Source organism: Citrobacter sp. Cpo091 (assembly GCF_030332645.1).
GTDB lineage: Bacteria > Pseudomonadota > Gammaproteobacteria > Enterobacterales > Enterobacteriaceae > Citrobacter > Citrobacter portucalensis.
Genome location: NZ_JAOWHL010000019.1, coordinates 106,445 through 124,155, shown reverse-complemented (window position 1 = coordinate 124,155; position 17,711 = coordinate 106,445). Strand labels below are relative to the sequence as shown.

General features: G+C 52.4%; 13 protein-coding genes and 1 riboswitch. Of the genes, 5 read left to right on the top strand and 8 right to left on the bottom strand.

The genetic code is table 11. The annotated features are described in order from the left end of the window. Nucleotides 1–107: 107 nt before the first annotated feature. Both murI and btuB read right to left on the bottom strand, forming a co-directional pair. Complete coding sequence (gene murI, locus OGY04_RS01655; RefSeq protein WP_003847829.1) at nucleotides 108–959, bottom strand: glutamate racemase; 852 nt, start codon at nucleotides 957–959, stop codon at nucleotides 108–110. Beyond that, nucleotides 904–2,760: a TonB-dependent vitamin B12 receptor BtuB gene (gene btuB, locus OGY04_RS01650; RefSeq protein ID WP_032945649.1), complete on the bottom strand. Its 1,857-nt coding sequence runs from the start codon at nucleotides 2,758–2,760 to the stop codon at nucleotides 904–906. The genes murI and btuB overlap by 56 nt, the downstream gene beginning before the upstream one ends. A 65-nt stretch (nucleotides 2,761–2,825) precedes the next feature. Then, a riboswitch (cobalamin riboswitch) is annotated at nucleotides 2,826–3,012 on the bottom strand. Nucleotides 3,013–3,127: 115 nt separating this feature from the next. Here btuB and trmA point away from each other — a divergent pair. Continuing rightward, a complete protein-coding gene (trmA, locus tag OGY04_RS01645; protein ID WP_032945647.1) occupies nucleotides 3,128–4,228 on the top strand; it encodes a tRNA (uridine(54)-C5)-methyltransferase TrmA in 1,101 nt (366 codons plus the stop codon). A 72-nt stretch (nucleotides 4,229–4,300) separates the two neighbouring features. Here the strand turns inward: trmA and OGY04_RS01640 are convergent, their stop codons facing one another. Together OGY04_RS01640 and fabR are read right to left on the bottom strand one after the other, a co-directional pair. After that, on the bottom strand, nucleotides 4,301–4,660 hold the full coding sequence (locus tag OGY04_RS01640; RefSeq protein WP_003825114.1) for a YijD family membrane protein: 360 nt from the start codon (nucleotides 4,658–4,660) through the stop codon (nucleotides 4,301–4,303). Nucleotides 4,661–4,675: 15 nt separating this feature from the next. Beyond that, a complete protein-coding gene (gene fabR, locus OGY04_RS01635; protein ID WP_003028862.1) occupies nucleotides 4,676–5,311 on the bottom strand; it encodes an HTH-type transcriptional repressor FabR in 636 nt (211 codons plus the stop codon). 191 nt (nucleotides 5,312–5,502) lie between these two features. Between fabR and sthA the strand changes: the two genes are divergently transcribed. Beyond that, entirely contained in the window at nucleotides 5,503–6,903 is a 1,401-nt protein-coding gene (gene sthA / locus OGY04_RS01630; protein WP_003028860.1) for a Si-specific NAD(P)(+) transhydrogenase, read from the top strand. Here sthA and oxyR read toward each other — a convergent pair. The 4 genes from oxyR to argC form a co-directional block, all read right to left on the bottom strand. Continuing rightward, nucleotides 6,886–7,803 (bottom strand): DNA-binding transcriptional regulator OxyR, encoded by a 918-nt coding sequence (gene oxyR / locus OGY04_RS01625; RefSeq protein ID WP_008787060.1) that lies wholly within the window; start codon nucleotides 7,801–7,803, stop codon nucleotides 6,886–6,888. The genes sthA and oxyR overlap by 18 nt on opposite strands. 333 nt (nucleotides 7,804–8,136) lie before the next feature. Further along, the gene (gene argH, locus OGY04_RS01620) at nucleotides 8,137–9,507 is read right to left on the bottom strand and encodes an argininosuccinate lyase (protein WP_032945646.1); all 1,371 of its coding nucleotides are present in this window, start codon (nucleotides 9,505–9,507) and stop codon (nucleotides 8,137–8,139) included. Between the two features lie 108 nt (nucleotides 9,508–9,615). Continuing rightward, a complete protein-coding gene (argB, locus tag OGY04_RS01615) occupies nucleotides 9,616–10,389 on the bottom strand; it encodes an acetylglutamate kinase (protein WP_003028854.1) in 774 nt (257 codons plus the stop codon). A 10-nt stretch (nucleotides 10,390–10,399) separates the two neighbouring features. Beyond that, a complete protein-coding gene (gene argC / locus OGY04_RS01610; RefSeq protein ID WP_071444524.1) occupies nucleotides 10,400–11,404 on the bottom strand; it encodes an N-acetyl-gamma-glutamyl-phosphate reductase in 1,005 nt (334 codons plus the stop codon). 155 nt (nucleotides 11,405–11,559) lie between these two features. On the opposite strand from argC, the gene argE reads away from it, so the two are divergent. The 3 genes from argE to OGY04_RS01595 all read left to right on the top strand — a co-directional run bounded on the left by argE (nucleotide 11,560) and on the right by OGY04_RS01595 (nucleotide 17,575). Continuing rightward, on the top strand, nucleotides 11,560–12,711 hold the full coding sequence (gene argE, locus OGY04_RS01605) for an acetylornithine deacetylase (protein ID WP_003028848.1): 1,152 nt from the start codon (nucleotides 11,560–11,562) through the stop codon (nucleotides 12,709–12,711). A gap of 269 nt (nucleotides 12,712–12,980) precedes the next feature. Further along, nucleotides 12,981–15,632, top strand: a complete 2,652-nt coding sequence (gene ppc / locus OGY04_RS01600; protein WP_286584655.1) for a phosphoenolpyruvate carboxylase — start codon at nucleotides 12,981–12,983, stop codon at nucleotides 15,630–15,632. A 209-nt stretch (nucleotides 15,633–15,841) separates the two neighbouring features. Continuing rightward, nucleotides 15,842–17,575, top strand: a complete 1,734-nt coding sequence (locus tag OGY04_RS01595; RefSeq protein WP_103015329.1) for a phosphoethanolamine transferase CptA — start codon at nucleotides 15,842–15,844, stop codon at nucleotides 17,573–17,575. Nucleotides 17,576–17,711 lie beyond the last annotated feature (136 nt).

Genomic DNA, 17,711 nt, shown 5'->3' with positions numbered 1-17,711 from the left:
AATCCGTTGTTCCGTGTCAGTGGAGGCGCATTATAGGGAGTTATTTCAGGCTGACAAGGGGAAATTTAAAATAATCTTCCAAGTGCGTATTTTTTCATCAAAACCACTTAAACTGACAGTTTTTCGAGCGTTTTAAAGCCATAGCGCTGTAGCACAGGCAATAATTGTTCAGCTTCTGTCGTCATTGCCATACAAAATGCGACGTTCTCATCGGTTGATTTCGCATCTGGCGCTTCATGCTCTAACAACCAGGCCGTGCGGCGCGCTATCGCGGCACCAGAATCCACCAGTCTCGTCCCCTCGGGCAGGACCTGTAAAAGCTCTTCCTGTAATAGAGGGAAATGAGTGCAACCGAGCACTACTGTGTCAGGTGGTTCAGACATCCGCAGCCATGGACGCAGAATACGCCGCAGTTCTTCCAGAGAAACTGTTTCACCGTGCAGCTTCGCTTCCGCCAGTTCCACCAGCTCAGCAGAACCCAACATTGCAATTTGGCATTCGTTAGCGAATCGCGCAATCAGCTCATGGGTATACGAGCGCTTCACCGTTGCACGTGTAGCCAGTAGCCCCACAACACCGTTCGCCGTGAGTCGCGCTGCCGGTTTAATCGCAGGCACCACGCCCACAACCGGGAAAGCAAATTTCTCACGTAACGCAGGGAGCGACACCGTGCTTGCTGTATTACACGCGATGACCGCAAGAGAGAGGGGATAGCGCTGCTGGACCGCAGTCACTATCTCAACAACACGCTCGACGATAAACTCCTCGCTCTTCTCTCCATAAGGAAAGGCGACGTTGTCGAAAGCGTAGATATAGTGGAGATCCGGCAGAAGGCGCCGGATCTCGTCATAGACCGACAACCCACCGACGCCGGAATCAAACACCAGCACGGTGGGACGGGGATCAGAAGGTGTAGCTGCCAGACAAGGTGTATTCCCGTCCTGCAGTTGCGTAGCCATAAACTGTCTCGTAATCTTTATCGAACAGGTTGGCGATTTTACCACGAACTGTCAGCTGTGAGGTGATTGGATATGACACTCCGATATCCCACAAGCTGACGCCGCCCAATTTAACATCACGATTATTGTCGTAATCATTATCGTAACGTTCACCTATATATTGATAAGCAACGTTCCACCCCAAGTCCTGAACCTGCCCAGTTAACTCATACTTAACCTGCTGTTTTGCTCGGCGATAGAGTACCTTATTCGTATCATCATCCCGCGGGTCAACATACTGTAGCGTCAGGTGATGATCTACCGGGCCAGTCGTAACATTCCCAGTCCATTCCAGCCCTTTAATCGTGGCTGACTTAACGTTGACGTACTGGTTATTCTTGTAATCGATCAGGTTTTGAATTTCATAATGATATGCAGAAAGACGCCAATCAAGCGGCCCTGTCAATCCATCAATCCCTGCTTCCCACTGTTTAGATTCTTCCGGTTTCAAATTCGGGTTGGCTGCAATACCCGGCCCATAGGAAGAGGCAAAACGAGTAGCCCCGTATTGCTGACCAAGTGAAGGAGCCAGGAAACCTGTGCCATAAGAGAGCGTTGCACGGTAGCCATCAACAAACTCCCAGCCTGCAGCAGTCTGCCAGGTGCCATGCCAGCCGAATTGTTCATCATGATCTTCACGGCCTGAGGCTTCCAGCGTGACGCTATCAATTTGTTGTTGCCCAGTTAGATAAAGTCCGGTCGTATCACGTTTATAAGCGTCCGATTTCGTGGTACTACTGGAAGTCAGCTTTTCTTGTTTCCAGTCGACACCACCGCTAATCGCTCCATGCCCAACCTCAACGTTATTTCCCCACTGAATATAGCGCTGTTCCATATTATCCAGCGTAGCATCCCCCGCATAACGACCGAGTTGATTGCTATAGTTGTAATCTTTGAGATGCTGGTAGTTAGCAATCAGTTGGGCGGAATAGATACCTGAGCTGTAACGAAGGCCGGAATCCCAGGACTGAGTGTAATTCTGAGCTTCGTCATTACCGCCAGCATAGCCATAAGAGCCCTGATCGTAATCGCTATTCGCCGTGTAGCCGTAACCACGGAAGAAACCGGAGAAGTTATCGTTAAACTTGTGCTGCAAGCCGCCCCAGAACAGTTTGTTGCGATAACCATCGCGATCGCTGTCACCGCTGTAAGGGGAATCAGGTTGAATGTTAAAACCTTTGGTCGTCTGGTAAGCGCCAGCCGCCGTCACCATCGTGTCACCAAATCGTTTATTTATCGTGCCGTCGTAGGTCTGATAACCATCAGTCCCCATACCTGCGTTGATCTGTGATTTCTCTTCATTACTCATCGTAATGATGTTCATCACACCACCGATCGCACCAGATCCGTACACAGCTGAACGCGGCCCGCGAATATATTCAACACGTTGCACCAACGATACCGGAATCTGACCAATATCAATCGCATTACCGATGCCTGCACGCGCCATCGGCACGCCATCAATCAATACCAGGACATGCCTGGACTCAGTACCGCGAACATACAGCGAGGAGCTTTTCCCCATACCGCCGCTTTGCGAAATATCTACGCCCGGCAATCGGCGCATGACATCATTGAGATCTTTTGACTGCCAGCGCTGAATATCTTCACGCGTCACCACATCAGTGGGGGCAAGGACAGTATTAACAGGCTGCTGAAAACGGTTGGCAGTAACAACGAGAGTATCTGGGCTAGTATCCTGTGCCCAACCAGAAAATGCTGTGACGGAAAGTGCCGTGCACAGCAACGATTTTTTAATCATTGTAAAGCATCCACAATATAAGAAGGATGCCGCAGGTCCCACCGATAGTACGCGATGATGAAAGCCAGATGCGACGTTAGCCGGCAGGTCTTCGGGCTTGGAGGCAACTTAAAGAGACGATGACTTCCCACGGCATGCCGCAGTGTCTGCACCAGGTGCACTCATCCCCTACCTTCCTTACCGCTGCGCGTCAGCTCCAGATTCACACTGGATTCCCTTTTAACTCACAGGACCGGAAAACGGATGCTACAGTTTGTTACAACCCACTGTCCAGACTGCGTATCACAATATCGGAAATCATCAATGACTGGACATCTGATGAGCAATCCCTACAATCCCCGCGTACTTTTATTTTTCAGGACGCATCATGACCCCCGAACACCTTCCGACAGAACAGTACGACGCACAGTTAGCTGAAAAAGTGGTGCGTCTGCAGAGCTTAATGACGCCATTTTATGCACAGGCTCCGGAAGTGTTTCGCTCACCGGTCAGCCACTACCGTATGCGCGCGGAATTCCGTTTGTGGCATGACGGTGATGATCTGTACCACATCATGTTCGACAGCCAGACCAAAAACCGTATCCGTGTCGACAGCTTCCCGGCAGCCAGTGAGCTTATCAACACGCTAATGACGGCAATGATCGAAGGCGTTCGCAACAACCACGTCCTGCGTCACAAACTGTTTCAGATTGATTACCTCACAACCCTGAGCGGTCAGGCGGTGGTATCGATGCTGTACCATAAAAAGCTGGATGATGAATGGCGTCAGGAAGCTGAAGCGCTGCGGGATGCGCTACGGGCGAAAAACCTGAATGTGCATCTGATTGGCCGGGCAACCAAAACCAAAATCGAGCTGGATCAGGACTACATTGACGAACGCCTGCCGGTTGCGGGTAAAGAGATTATCTATCGCCAGGTTGAGAACAGCTTCACCCAGCCGAACGCCGCCATGAATATTCAGATGCTGGAGTGGGCGATTGATGTCACCAGGGGCTCAAAAGGCGATCTGCTGGAGCTGTATTGCGGCAATGGCAATTTCTCGTTAGCCCTGGCACAAAACTTCAACCGCGTACTGGCAACGGAAATCGCCAAGCCGTCCGTTGCTGCTGCACAGTACAACATTGCGGCTAACCAGATTGAAAACGTACAAATAATCCGCATGGCGGCCGAAGAGTTTACTCAGGCGATGAACGGCGTTCGCGAGTTCAACCGTTTGCAGGGAATCGATCTGAAGAGTTACCAGTGTGAAACTATCTTCGTTGACCCACCGCGCAGCGGTCTGGACAGCGAAACGGAGAAAATGGTGCAGGCGTATCCGCGCATTCTGTACATCTCCTGCAATCCGGAGACGCTGTGTAAAAACCTGGAAACGTTAAGCCAGACGCACAATGTTTCACGTCTGGCGCTATTCGATCAGTTCCCGTATACGCACCATATGGAATGCGGCGTACTGTTAACCAAGAAGTAAAACTGAACGTAGGCCGGCCGCTTCAGATTGCCGGATGGCGGCTTTGCCTTATCCGGCCTACAGTTACAACTGTTACTCTGCTATTTCCTGCTTACGGTTACGCACTTTAAAGCCGATCCAGAACACCAGAATCACCGACAGTACCGCCGGGAAGAAGTTAGAGCCGATATCCGGATATTCAGCGCGTACCACGGTGCTGTACAGCAAAACGCCGAGGATAAAGCAGGCGGCAGCCAGGCCCGGCAATCCCACAGGCATGGTGCGGTTCTGATAGCGTTGATGCAGACAATAAACCGTCAGCACCAGCGAAATGATCGGGAATACTGAGAATGGCACAATGGAGCTAAACAGCGCCGCAAATGTACCATTGATCGATAAGCCAGCAACCAGCGCCAGCAGCAGCGTACCTTTATCTTGACCTGACTGTTTCATTGCTTGTCCTTCTCGTTACTCGGAGTGGTGCGTCATCTTCTCTTGTTCACGGCGGTACCAATAAAATGCGCCTTTCGCGATCATGCGTAGTTGCAATACCAGCCGCTCTTCCAGCTGTCGGCGCTGTTCAGCGCCAACATCCAGTGCTTCTGCCCCGGCGCTGAACACAATGGTTACCATGGCTTCGGCTTGCGCTTCAGTAAACGCACGAGGCATATGGTTTTCGAGTTCCAGATAGTCCGCAAGTTCCGCGATGAAGTGCTGAATTTCACGAGCGACCGCTGCACGAAACGCTGCGGATGTCCCCGAACGCTCGCGCAATAATAAACGGAAGGCGTTGGGATTGTTGCCGATGAACTCCATAAATGTTGAGACCGAGGTGCGGATCACACTCCCGCCCTTCGCGATACGCTGGCGCGCCTGGCGCATCAACTGACGCAGCATCAGACCGCTCTCGTCCACCATCGTCAAGCCGAGTTCATCCACATCGCGGAAATGGCGATAAAACGAGGTTGGCGCAATGCCCGCTTCACGAGCAACTTCGCGTAAACTGAGACTGGCAAAACTACGCTCAGCGCTCAGTTGACTAAATGCGGCTTCTACCAGCGAACGCCGGGTTTTCTCTTTTTGTTGCGCTCTAACGCCCATCACGATGTCTGAATCCTTCCACATACCTTGCTGGCACTATACCAGAGATTAGGCGGTTGGCATGGCTTTGTGAATGATTGTTTACGCGCAGTTTGTGCTTCGACTTCGCAAAAAAGCACAACGATAATTGGGTTATCTCAACAACGATGTTACTATTCTGTTGCTTTTATGTATAAGAACAGGTAAGCCTGACCATGTCACATTCTTACGATTACGATGCAATAGTAATAGGTTCCGGTCCCGGCGGCGAAGGCGCGGCAATGGGTCTGGTTAAGCAAGGAGCGCGCGTCGCGGTAATTGAGCGCTATCATAACGTCGGCGGAGGTTGTACCCACTGGGGCACCATCCCGTCGAAAGCTCTCCGCCACGCCGTCAGCCGCATTATTGAATTCAATCAGAACCCACTGTACAGCGACCACTCCCGACTCCTTCGTTCTTCTTTCGCCGATATTCTCAACCACGCTGATAACGTTATTAATCAGCAAACGCGTATGCGGCAAGGATTTTACGAGCGCAACCACTGCGAAATTTTGCAGGGAAATGCTCGTTTTGTTGATGAACACACGATCGCCCTGGAATGTCACGACGGTACGGTGGAAACGCTGACTGCGGATAAGTTTGTTATTGCCTGCGGTTCGCGTCCTTATCGCCCTGTTGATGTCGACTTTTCGCATCCCCGGGTTTACGACAGTGACTCTATCCTGAGCCTGCACCACGAACCCCGTCATGTGCTGATTTATGGCGCAGGGGTCATTGGCTGTGAATATGCGTCGATCTTCCGTGGAATGGACGTCAAAGTTGATTTAATCAACACCCGCGATCGTCTGCTGGCATTCCTCGATCAGGAGATGTCCGACTCGCTCTCTTACCACTTCTGGAACAGCGGTGTGGTCATTCGCCACAACGAAGAGTATGAGAAGATTGAAGGTTGCGATGACGGCGTCATCATGCACCTGAAGTCCGGTAAGAAACTGAAGGCCGACTGCCTGCTGTACGCCAATGGCCGTACCGGTAATACCGATTCGCTGGCGCTGGAAAACATTGGTCTGAAAACCGACAGCCGCGGGCAGCTCAAAGTGAATAGTATGTACCAGACGGCGCTGCCGCATGTGTACGCCGTAGGGGATGTGATTGGTTATCCGAGCCTGGCATCGGCGGCCTACGACCAGGGACGCATTGCCGCCCAGGCACTGGTAAAAGGCGAAGCCACTGCGCATCTGATCGAAGATATCCCAACCGGGATTTATACCATTCCGGAAATCAGCTCCGTTGGTAAAACAGAACAGCAGCTCACGGCAATGAAAGTTCCATACGAGGTTGGCCGCGCCCAGTTTAAGCATCTGGCACGTGCACAAATCGTGGGTATGAGTGTCGGAACGCTGAAGATCCTGTTCCATCGCGAAACCAAAGAGATTTTGGGGATCCACTGCTTTGGGGAGCGCGCGGCCGAAATTATTCACATCGGACAAGCGATAATGGAGCAAAAAGGTGGTGGTAACACTATCGAGTACTTCGTTAACACCACCTTTAACTACCCAACCATGGCAGAAGCCTATCGGGTAGCGGCGCTAAATGGCTTAAACCGCCTGTTTTAACGCACTGTCGAAATGGCCATCCATTGATCCACGGATGGCCTCTGCCAGCTGTTCATAACGGCTGCGCAGCGGCGAACCAGGACGGTATACCAGACCAATCGTACGACGCGGTTCGGGTTTAATGCATGGCAGATAAACGACACCATCACGCTTACGCTCCGGCGGAACGGCCAGCGCAGGCAGTAAGGTAATACCACTGCCTGCCGCCACCATGTTACGCAGCGTTTCCAGACTGGTTGCCCGAAAATGGGTATCTTCATCAGCACCCGCTTCAAAGCAGAAACCCATCGCCTGATCGCGCAGACAGTGGCCATCTTCCAGCATCAGCAGTTTTTCACCCGCCAGATCGGACATCGGTACACAGTCACGGTTTGCCCACGGATGATCTTCATAGATCGCCAGCATCATAGGCTCATCAAATAACGGTACTTCGATGAACGCCTCACTCTCTTTGACCAGCGCCAGAATGACGCAGTCGAGCTTGCCGCTATCCAGTTGCGCCAACAGCTGATGTGTCTGCGCTTCATGGAGATACATCTCCAGTTTTGGGAAGGTCTGGTGCAACATCGGAATAATATGCGGCAGCAGGTATGGCCCCACCGTTGGGATCAAACCAATATGCAGCGGGCCAGACATTGTCTCGCCTTGTTGGCTTGCCATCTCCTTGAGCACTTTGACCTCGCGCAGCACGGTGCGCGCCTGATCCACCAGCAGCAAACCGGCCTGGGTGAACAGCACCTTGCGACTCGTACGCTCCAGCAACATGACGCCAAGCTCATCTTCCAGCTTGCGGATCTGCCCGCTCAGCGTTGGTTGGCTAACGTGACAGGAGTCTGCCGCTCGTCGGAAGTGACGATGTTCGGCTAGTGCCACCAGGTATTCAAGATCACGAATATTCATTATTCATCCTCCATCGCCACGATAGTTCGTAGCGATAGGTAGCATAGCAACGAACGATTATCCCTATCAAGCTTTCTGTTTAATAATGCACCACAGAAACGGAACGGTACCCCTTTAACCCTTGAAGCTACTGTCCGTTTGAGAGTTTCTCTCATACTCGAAATAACTAAAGCCAACGTGAACTTTTGCGGACCTTGAGTCCGCATTTTTTTTGCATAAAAAAAGCCCGGCGTCGCAAAGCTCGGCCGGGTTATGGTTTGGTAGGCCTGATAAGCGTAGCGCCATCAGGCAGAACGGCGCACAGTGCCGGATGGCGGCTTCGCCTTATCCGACCTACAGGCGTGCCTTCGCGTAGTCGATCGCCTGCGCAACCTGCTGCGGCGACACGCCACCTTTCGCTGCACGTTTATCCAGACACGATTGCAACGAGAGGATCGGGTAAACGTCATCGCCAATCACCTGGCTGAACTTTTGTAAGTCGGCAAGCGACAGCGCTTCCAGCGGTTTGCCCTGACGAATCGCCTCGACCACCGTTTCCCCCACAATATGGTGCGCTTCGCGGAACGGGACGCCTTTCGCCACCAGATAATCCGCCAGCTCAGTGGCGTTAGCATAACCCTGCTGCGCCGCTTCCTGGCAACGCGGACGTTTCACCTGGATTCCATCCAGCACCAGCGCGGCCATATGCAGACAGTCCAGCCAGGTGTCGAGCGCGTCGAACAGCCCTTCTTTGTCTTCCTGCATATCTTTGTTGTATGCCAGTGGAAGGCCTTTTAAAGTCATCATCATGCCGGTCAGCGCACCCTGCACGCGACCGCATTTACCACGGATCAGCTCCAGCGCATCCGGGTTTTTCTTCTGCGGCATCAGAGATGAACCGGAAGTCACACGGTCGGAGAGTTCAACAAAGCCCGCTTCGCCGGTGTTAAAGAAAATCAGATCTTCAGCAAAACGCGACAGGTGTACCATGCCGATAGAGGCGTCGGAGAGTAACTCCAGCACGTGGTCACGGTCAGAAACGCTGTCCAGGCTGTTGCGCGTTGCCGAGGCAAAGCCCAACCAACCCGCCAACTGCTCGCGATCGATTTCATACGCCGTACCCGCCAGCGCGCCGCAGCCTAACGGACTGACGTCCAGGCGTTTGAGCGCATCCTGCAAACGGCTCTCGTCACGCGCCAACATTTCAACATAGGCCAGACACCAGTGAGCAAACGTCACCGGCTGCGCACGTTGCAGGTGGGTGTAACCCGGCATGACGGCGTCCTGGTTATTCTCCGCCGTCACCACCAGCGCAGTTTGCAACTGACGATTGGCCGACAGTAATTCGATAACCGTGTCTTTGCACCACAGCTTGAGATCGGTCGCGACCTGGTCATTACGGCTACGCCCGGTATGCAGTTTTTTACCAAGCTGGCCGACTTTATCAATCAGCTTACCTTCCACCCAACTGTGAATATCTTCGGCATCGCTTTGCAAAATCTGCTGAGGATTCGCGCGAACCTCTTCCAGCAGGTTATTCAGCGCCTCTTCCAACTGCAGCTGTTCATCGGCAGTCAGTACACCTACCGTTACCAACGCTTTGGACCAGGCCACAGAGCCAACAATATCCTGTTCTGCCAGGCGGTAGTCAAAACGCAACGAGTCGTTGAACTGTTTGAACCGCTGATCTGCTGCCTGTGTAAAACGCCCACCCCAAAGTGCCATAACGAATTTCCTTAATATGATATTTTTGCCCGGTGGCGCTGCGCTTACCGGGCCTACAAAACCCACGTAGACCGGATAAGGCGAAGCCGCCATCCGGCACATTAATGGTTAAGCCAGAATACGCGTACCAATTGGCGTGCCGTTAAACAGCGCCGGAAGTTGCTCTGCATGACGCCAGGAGGCGATATCCACCGGACGGCCCAGCGTACGCGCGGCATCCAGCGCTGCATTCACCTTCACGATCATGCCATCGGTAATAATGCCCTGTTCAATCAGCTGTTCCGCTTTCGCCGCGGTCATTTCGGCAATGCGCTGGCCTTTGCCATCCAGAATACCGCTCACATCAGAGAGCAGGATCAGATCCGCACCCAGCGTTGCCGCCAGCGCCGTTGCAGCCTGATCGGCATTCACGTTCATCAGCAGACCATCATCAGTGACACCAATAGAGCTCACTACCGGCAGAAAACCGCTTTCCAGCAGCGTGTTAATCAGCTTAGGCGAACCCGGCTGCGCCAGTCCAACATGACCCAGTTCTTTATCGAGCGGCGTCACTTTTACGCTGTCGCCATCGCCAAGATACAGACCAACAGACGCGATGTGATGCTTTTTCGCCCAGGCCAGCAAGGTTTTATTCGCCGTTCCCGCCAGGGCACCGGTAATAATGTCAATTTGATCGGCAGGCGTGACGCGCAGACCATTTTTCTTTTTCACCGGCAGATTCAGCTGCTTCATCAGCTCGTCGACCACGCAGCCGCCGCCGTGCACAATGACCAGCGGACGCTGGTGCGACTCACGATAATTCACCAGTGCGGTAAACAGACGCTCCAGCGCCTCTTCGCTATCCAGTAAAACGCCGCCCAGCTTGATAATTAATGGATTCATTGTTGCACCCTTAAATAAGAGACTGCGTTTGGGCAAAGCCAAAACGAATATTTGCGCACTGCATCGCCTGTGCCGCCGCGCCTTTCAATAAGTTGTCTTCCGTCGCCACAACGATCAGATGCTCACCCTGCACAGCAAACCCGATATCACAGAATGGTAATCCAACCACATTCTTCAGCGCTGGAACCCCTTTGTCATACAGACGCACCAGCGGTTTATCGCCATACGCCTGTTGTAGCGTCTGAGCCACCTGAGCATGAGTTACGCCCGCTTTAAGGCGGCAAGTGATAGTTTCCAGAATTCCGCGCGGGAAGTTGCCCAGATGTGGGGTGAAAATCACTTCAGCCCCCAGATGAGTGGCGATTTCCGGCTGGTGACGATGGGTAAACACGCCATACGGTTGCAGGCTTACTTCGCAAAAACTATTAGAGATAGCCGCTTTACGGCCCGCGCCGCTCACGCCGCTGGTCGCATTAATTACCGGCCACTGGCTGAGATCCAACAGCCCGGCATCAATCAGTGGTTTCAGCGAAAGCTGCGCCGCCGTCGGGTAACAACCCGGCACAGCAATCAGATTCGCTTCTTTCAGCTGGTCTTCGTTCCATTCCGCCAGCCCGTAAACTGCCTGCTCCAGCAGGTCGGGATGCTGATGGGTAAAACCATAATATTTTTCATAGAACGCGCCGTCATTTACGCGAAACGCGCCAGAGAGGTCAAACACCACGCAACCGGCCTGCAAAAACTGCGGAGCCAGGTCATGACTTACCTCATGAGCCGTTGCGAGGAACACAACATCCACCCCTGCGCTAAACTCGCTGATATCTGACATTGGCTGCAACGGTAAATCGACAATGCCTTTCAACTGCGGATGCAAATCGGAGATTAATTTTCCTGCATCATTGCTTTGCGCTGAGACGGTCAAAGCGGTTATGGTCATATCAGGATGGCGATTTACATAGGTCACAAGCTCTGCGCCGGCATAGCCACTGGCGCCCACAATCAGCGTATTCAACATCGGGGCTGCTCACCTTCTTAGATTCTGTTGCCAGGTATAAGCCTTTATCACCTCACCTTACACTTGGTGGGTTTTATTACGCTCAACGTTAATGTATTTTTATTCACAAATACTGCATGAATATTGATACTATCATGACCCGAGGTGTGTCAACAATGAAAAACAATTTACCGCCATTTATCGAGATTTACCGCGCTCTGATTGCCACGCCATCGATTAGCGCTACCGAAGAAGCGCTCGATCAAAGCAATGCAGGTTTAATCACTCTGTTGGCGGGCTGGTTTAAAGATTTAGGCTTCAATGTGGAGGTCCAGCCGGTTCCCGATACGCGAAATAAATTCAATATGCTGGCGAGCATTGGACAGGGCGCTGGTGGTCTGTTGTTGGCGGGCCATACCGATACCGTACCCTTTGACGACGGACGCTGGACGCGCGATCCGTTCACCCTGACCGAGCATGACAATAAGCTCTATGGTTTGGGTACGGCGGACATGAAAGGCTTCTTCGCCTTTATCCTCGACGCGTTGCGTGATGTCGACGTCACGAAGCTGAAAAAGCCCCTCTACATTCTGGCCACTGCTGACGAAGAGACCAGCATGGCGGGAGCTCGCTACTTTTCTGAAACCACTGCTCTGCGCCCAGACTGCGCGATTATTGGCGAACCCACTTCACTGCAACCGGTTCGCGCGCACAAAGGTCATATCTCTAATGCGATACGCATTCTGGGACAATCGGGTCATTCAAGCGATCCGGCACGTGGCGTTAATGCGATTGAACTGATGCATGATGCCATCGGCCATATCATGCATCTGCGCGATGACCTGAAAGCGCGCTATCACCATGATGCCTTTACCGTTCCGTATCCAACGTTAAATTTGGGCCACATCCACGGTGGCGACGCCGCCAACCGAATCTGCGCCTGCTGCGAACTGCATATGGATATTCGCCCGCTACCAGGTATGACGCTAAACGATCTCAATGGGTTACTTAACGAAGCGCTGGCCCCTGTCAGCGAACGCTGGCCGGGCCGCCTGACCGTATCGGAACTGCATCCACCGATTCCAGGCTATGAGTGTCCGCCTGACCATCAACTGGTAGAGGTGGTTGAGAAACTGCTGGGCGCACAGACTGAAGTGGTGAACTACTGCACCGAAGCGCCATTTATCCAGACGCTTTGCCCGACGCTGGTATTGGGTCCTGGTTCTATTAATCAGGCGCATCAGCCGGATGAATATCTGGAAACACGCTTTATTAAGCCAACTCGCGAATTAATCACCCAGGTTGTGCATCATTTCTGCTGGCATTAACTGCTTGTCACCCCGCCAATCCTTTAGTGGTAAGCGGGGTGATTTTTTAACATTTCCATAAGCAACGCTTATTTGATTGGATGTGAATTAAATAACGTAAATTCACGGCATTTATTCGTTTGCTGAACCGATTTCGCAGCAATTGACGTCACGTGTTTTACGTGGCTTTATAAAAGACGGCTAAAAAATTAAGTCCGCAAGATTTCGCGTGATAGTCAGGCGTGAAAGATACAGGACATATTCAAAATAGATGGGGTGTCTGGGTTAATATGAACGAACAATATTCCGCGTTGCGTAGTAATGTCAGTATGCTCGGCAAAGTGCTGGGAGAGACCATCAAGGATGCGCTGGGAGAGAACATTCTTGATCGCGTAGAAACAATTCGTAAGCTGTCCAAATCATCTCGCGCTGGCAATGAAGTTAATCGCCAGGAATTGCTCACCACACTGCAAAATCTGTCTAACGACGAGCTGCTGCCGGTTGCCCGCGCATTTAGCCAGTTCCTGAACCTGGCCAACACCGCCGAGCAATACCACAGCATTTCGCCAAAAGGCGAAGCAGCCAGCAACCCGGAAGTGATTGCTCGCACTCTGCGTAAACTGAAAGAGCAGCCCAACCTCAATGACGCCACCATCAAGAAAGCCGTAGAATCACTCTCTCTGGAGCTGGTACTCACCGCCCACCCGACCGAGATCACTCGTCGTACGCTGATCCATAAAATGGGTGAAGTGAATGCCTGCCTCAAGCAGCTTGATAACAAAGACCTCGTCGATTATGAACGCAACCAACTGATGCGCCGTCTGCGTCAGCTCATTGCCCAGTCTTGGCATACGGATGAGATCCGCAAGCTGCGCCCAAGCCCGGTTGATGAAGCCAAATGGGGTTTCGCGGTAGTTGAAAACAGCCTGTGGGAAGGTGTACCGAACTACCTGCGCGAGCTGAATGAACAACTGGAAGAGCATCTGGGTTATAAGCTGCCGGTTGATTTTGTCCCGGTTCGATTTACTTCCTGGATGGGCGGCGACCGTGATGGTAACCCGAACGTAACGGCAGATATCACCCGTCACGTGCTGCTGCTCAGCCGCTGGAAAGCAACAGATCTGTTCCTGAAAGACATCCAGTTTCTGATTTCTGAGCTTTCAATGGTGGATGCCACGCCGGAGCTGATGGCGCTGGTAGGCGAAGAAGGCGCAGCTGAACCTTATCGCTATCTGATGAAAACCTTGCGTTCTCGTCTGATGGCAACTCAGGCCTGGCTTGAAGCCCGTCTGAAAGGCGAGAAATTGCCGAAACCTGCGGGACTGCTCACCCAAAACGAACAGCTTTGGGACCCGCTATACGCGTGCTACCAGTCTCTGCAGGCCTGTGGCATGGGTATTATCGCCAATGGCGAATTGCTCGACACCCTTAGGCGCGTGAAGTGTTTCGGTGTACCGCTGGTGCGTATTGATATTCGTCAGGAAAGCACCCGTCATACTGAAGCCCTGGGCGAACTGACCCGTTATCTGGGTATTGGCGACTACGAAAACTGGTCGGAAGCGGATAAACAGGCTTTCCTGATCCGCGAACTGAATTCCAAGCGTCCGCTCCTGCCGCGTAACTGGGAACCGAGCAACGACACCCGTGAAGTGCTCGACACCTGTCGGGTCATTGCCGAAGCCCCATATGGCTCCATTGCCGCCTATGTTATCTCGATGGCGAAAACTCCGTCGGATGTGCTGGCCGTGCATCTGCTGCTGAAAGAAGCCGGAATTGGTTTTGCTATGCCGGTCGCTCCGCTATTTGAAACGCTGGACGACCTCAACAATGCCGATGACGTCATGTCTCAACTTTTAAATATCGACTGGTACCGCGGCTTTATTCAGGGCAAACAGATGGTCATGATTGGCTATTCTGATTCCGCAAAAGACGCGGGCGTGATGGCGGCCTCCTGGGCGCAATACCAGGCTCAGGACGCGCTAATCAAAACCTGCGAAAAAGCCGGTATCGAACTGACGCTGTTCCACGGTCGCGGTGGTTCCATTGGTCGCGGCGGCGCGCCTGCACATGCGGCGCTACTCTCTCAACCGCCGGGCAGCCTGAAAGGCGGTCTGCGCGTGACAGAACAAGGGGAGATGATCCGCTTTAAGTACGGCCTGCCGGAAGTGACCATCAGCAGCCTGTCGCTGTATACCGGAGCAATTCTGGAGGCCAACCTGTTACCACCGCCAGAACCGAAAGATAGCTGGCGTCATATCATGGATGAGCTTTCCGATATTTCCTGCGAGCTCTATCGTGGATATGTGCGTGAAAACAAAGACTTCGTCCCTTATTTCCGCTCAGCGACACCGGAGCAGGAACTGGGTAAACTCCCGCTCGGTTCACGTCCGGCAAAACGCCGTCCGACCGGCGGGGTAGAGTCTCTGCGCGCCATTCCGTGGATCTTCGCCTGGACGCAGAACCGCCTGATGCTCCCGGCCTGGTTGGGTGCAGGTACCGCGCTGCAAAAAGTGGTTGAAGACGGCAAGCAAAGCGAACTTGAAGCCATGTGCCGCGACTGGCCATTCTTCTCCACACGCCTTGGCATGCTGGAAATGGTTTTCGCGAAAGCAGACCTGTGGCTGGCAGAGTATTACGATCAGCGCCTGGTCAAAAAAGATCTGTGGCCGCTGGGTGCAGAGCTACGCCAACGCCTGGCAGCAGATATCGATGTCGTACTGGCGATTGCCAACGACTCGCATTTGATGGCCGACCTGCCGTGGATTGCCGAGTCCATTCAGTTAAGGAATGTTTATACTGACCCACTGAACGTCTTACAGGCAGAGCTGTTACACCGCTCACGCCTGGCGGAAGAGCAAGGCAATGCACCGGACCCACGCGTGGAACAAGCATTGATGGTCACAATCGCTGGTGTCGCCGCTGGTATGCGTAATACTGGCTAACGACCCCTCTCGTCGCCTTCGTGCTATTGTATGAAGGCGACGGCAAAAACTGCTGTCCTAACCGCTTCTTTTTCAATATATTCCCGCCTGAATATATTCACTCCATGAATATATCAACAACAAAACACGATCCTAAGATCGTGATGCTTCAGTTCCTCTTAATGTTTAGTCGCTACTCTTGGCGCTACGATTAAAGACAGGCTCACATTATGCAATCCTTACAACTCCAGTCTAAACCCGCCTTTAGCTGGAAAGCCCTGGGTTGGGCGCTCCTCTATTTTTGGTTTTTTTCCTCATTACTGCAGGCCGTTATCTATTTTAGTGGCTACAGCGGATCTACCGGTTTACGCGACTCCTTGCTGTTTAGTTCGCTGTGGTTGATTCCGGTATTCTTATTTCCAAACCGTATCCGCATTATTGCTGCAGTGATAGGCGTGGTGTTATGGGCGGCCTCGCTGGCTGCTCTGAGCTATTACGTCATCTACGGGCAAGAGTTCTCGCAAAGCGTTCTGTACGTAATGTTTGAAACCAATGCGAACGAAGCCAGCGAATATCTGAGCCAATATTTCAGCCTGAAGATTGTCTTAATTGCGCTGGCCTATACAGCTGTGGCAATTCTGCTATGGACACGTCTGCGTCCTGTGCATATTCCATCACCCTGGCGCTATCTGGTGTCGTTTGCACTGTTATACGGATTGATTCTGCATCCGATGGCGGTGAACACGTTTATCAAACATAAGCCGTTTGAAAAAACGTTGGATGGTCTCGCCTCACGCATGGAGCCTGCCGCACCGTGGCAGTTCATCTCCGGGTATTATCAGTATCGTCAGCAGTTAACCGCGCTGAACAGCCTGCTGAATGAGAACAATGCCCTGCCGCCGCTGGCCAACTTTAAAGACAACTCCGGTGATGCGCCGCGTACGCTGGTACTGGTGATTGGCGAGTCAACGCAACGTGGCCGCATGAGCCTGTACGGTTACCCACGCGAAACAACGCCGGAACTGGATGCGCTGCATAAATCCGATCCTAACTTCACCGTGTTCAATAATGTCGTGACCTCACGTCCGTACACCATTGAAATCCTGCAGCAGGCGCTGACTTTTGCCAACGAGAAGAACCCGGATCTGTATCTGACTCAGCCGTCCCTGATGAACATGATGAAACAGGCAGGTTATAAAACCTTCTGGATCACCAATCAGCAGACGATGACCGCCCGCAACACCATGCTGACGGTGTTCTCTAAGCAGACGGATAAACAGTTCTATATGAACCAGCAGCGTACCCAAAGTGCGCGCGAATATGACAGCAACGTGCTGGCGCCATTTAAAGAAGTACTGGCTGACCCTGCACCGAAAAAGTTCATCATCGTTCACCTGCTGGGTACGCATATTAAGTACAAATTCCGTTACCCGGATGGTCAGGGTAAGTTCGACAATAATATCGACAATGTGCCCGCTGGCCTGAGTAACGATGAGCTGGAAGCTTACAACGATTACGACAGCGCGAATGTTTACAATGACCATATCATTGCCAGTCTGATCAAAGACTATAAAGCGACCGATCCGAACGGCTTCCTGCTGTACTTCTCCGATCATGGAGAAGAGGTATACGATACGCCGCCGCATAAAACGCAGGGTCGTAATGAAGACAACCCAACGCGCCATATGTATACGGTGCCGTTCCTGCTGTGGACCTCGGAAAAATGGCAGGCCGCACACCCACGTGACTTCTCACAGGATGTGAATCGTAAATACAGCAGCTCAGAGCTTATCCACACCTGGTCTGATTTAGCGGGCTTCACCTATGATGGTTTCGATCCAACTCGTGCCATTACCAGCCCGCAGTTCAAAGAGACGACCCGCTGGATTGGCAACCCGTACAAAAAGAATGCCCTGATTGATTACGATACCCTGCCTTACGGCGATCAAATCGGTAATCAGTAACAGTCTGCCGGATGCGCTACGCTTATCCGGCCTACAGCTCGCAAAGACTTGTAGGCCGGATAAGGCATTAGCCGCCATCCGGCAATAATCACTTGAGGGCGATTGTTTTCAACGTTACTGTTTCCCTGTCTGCTGC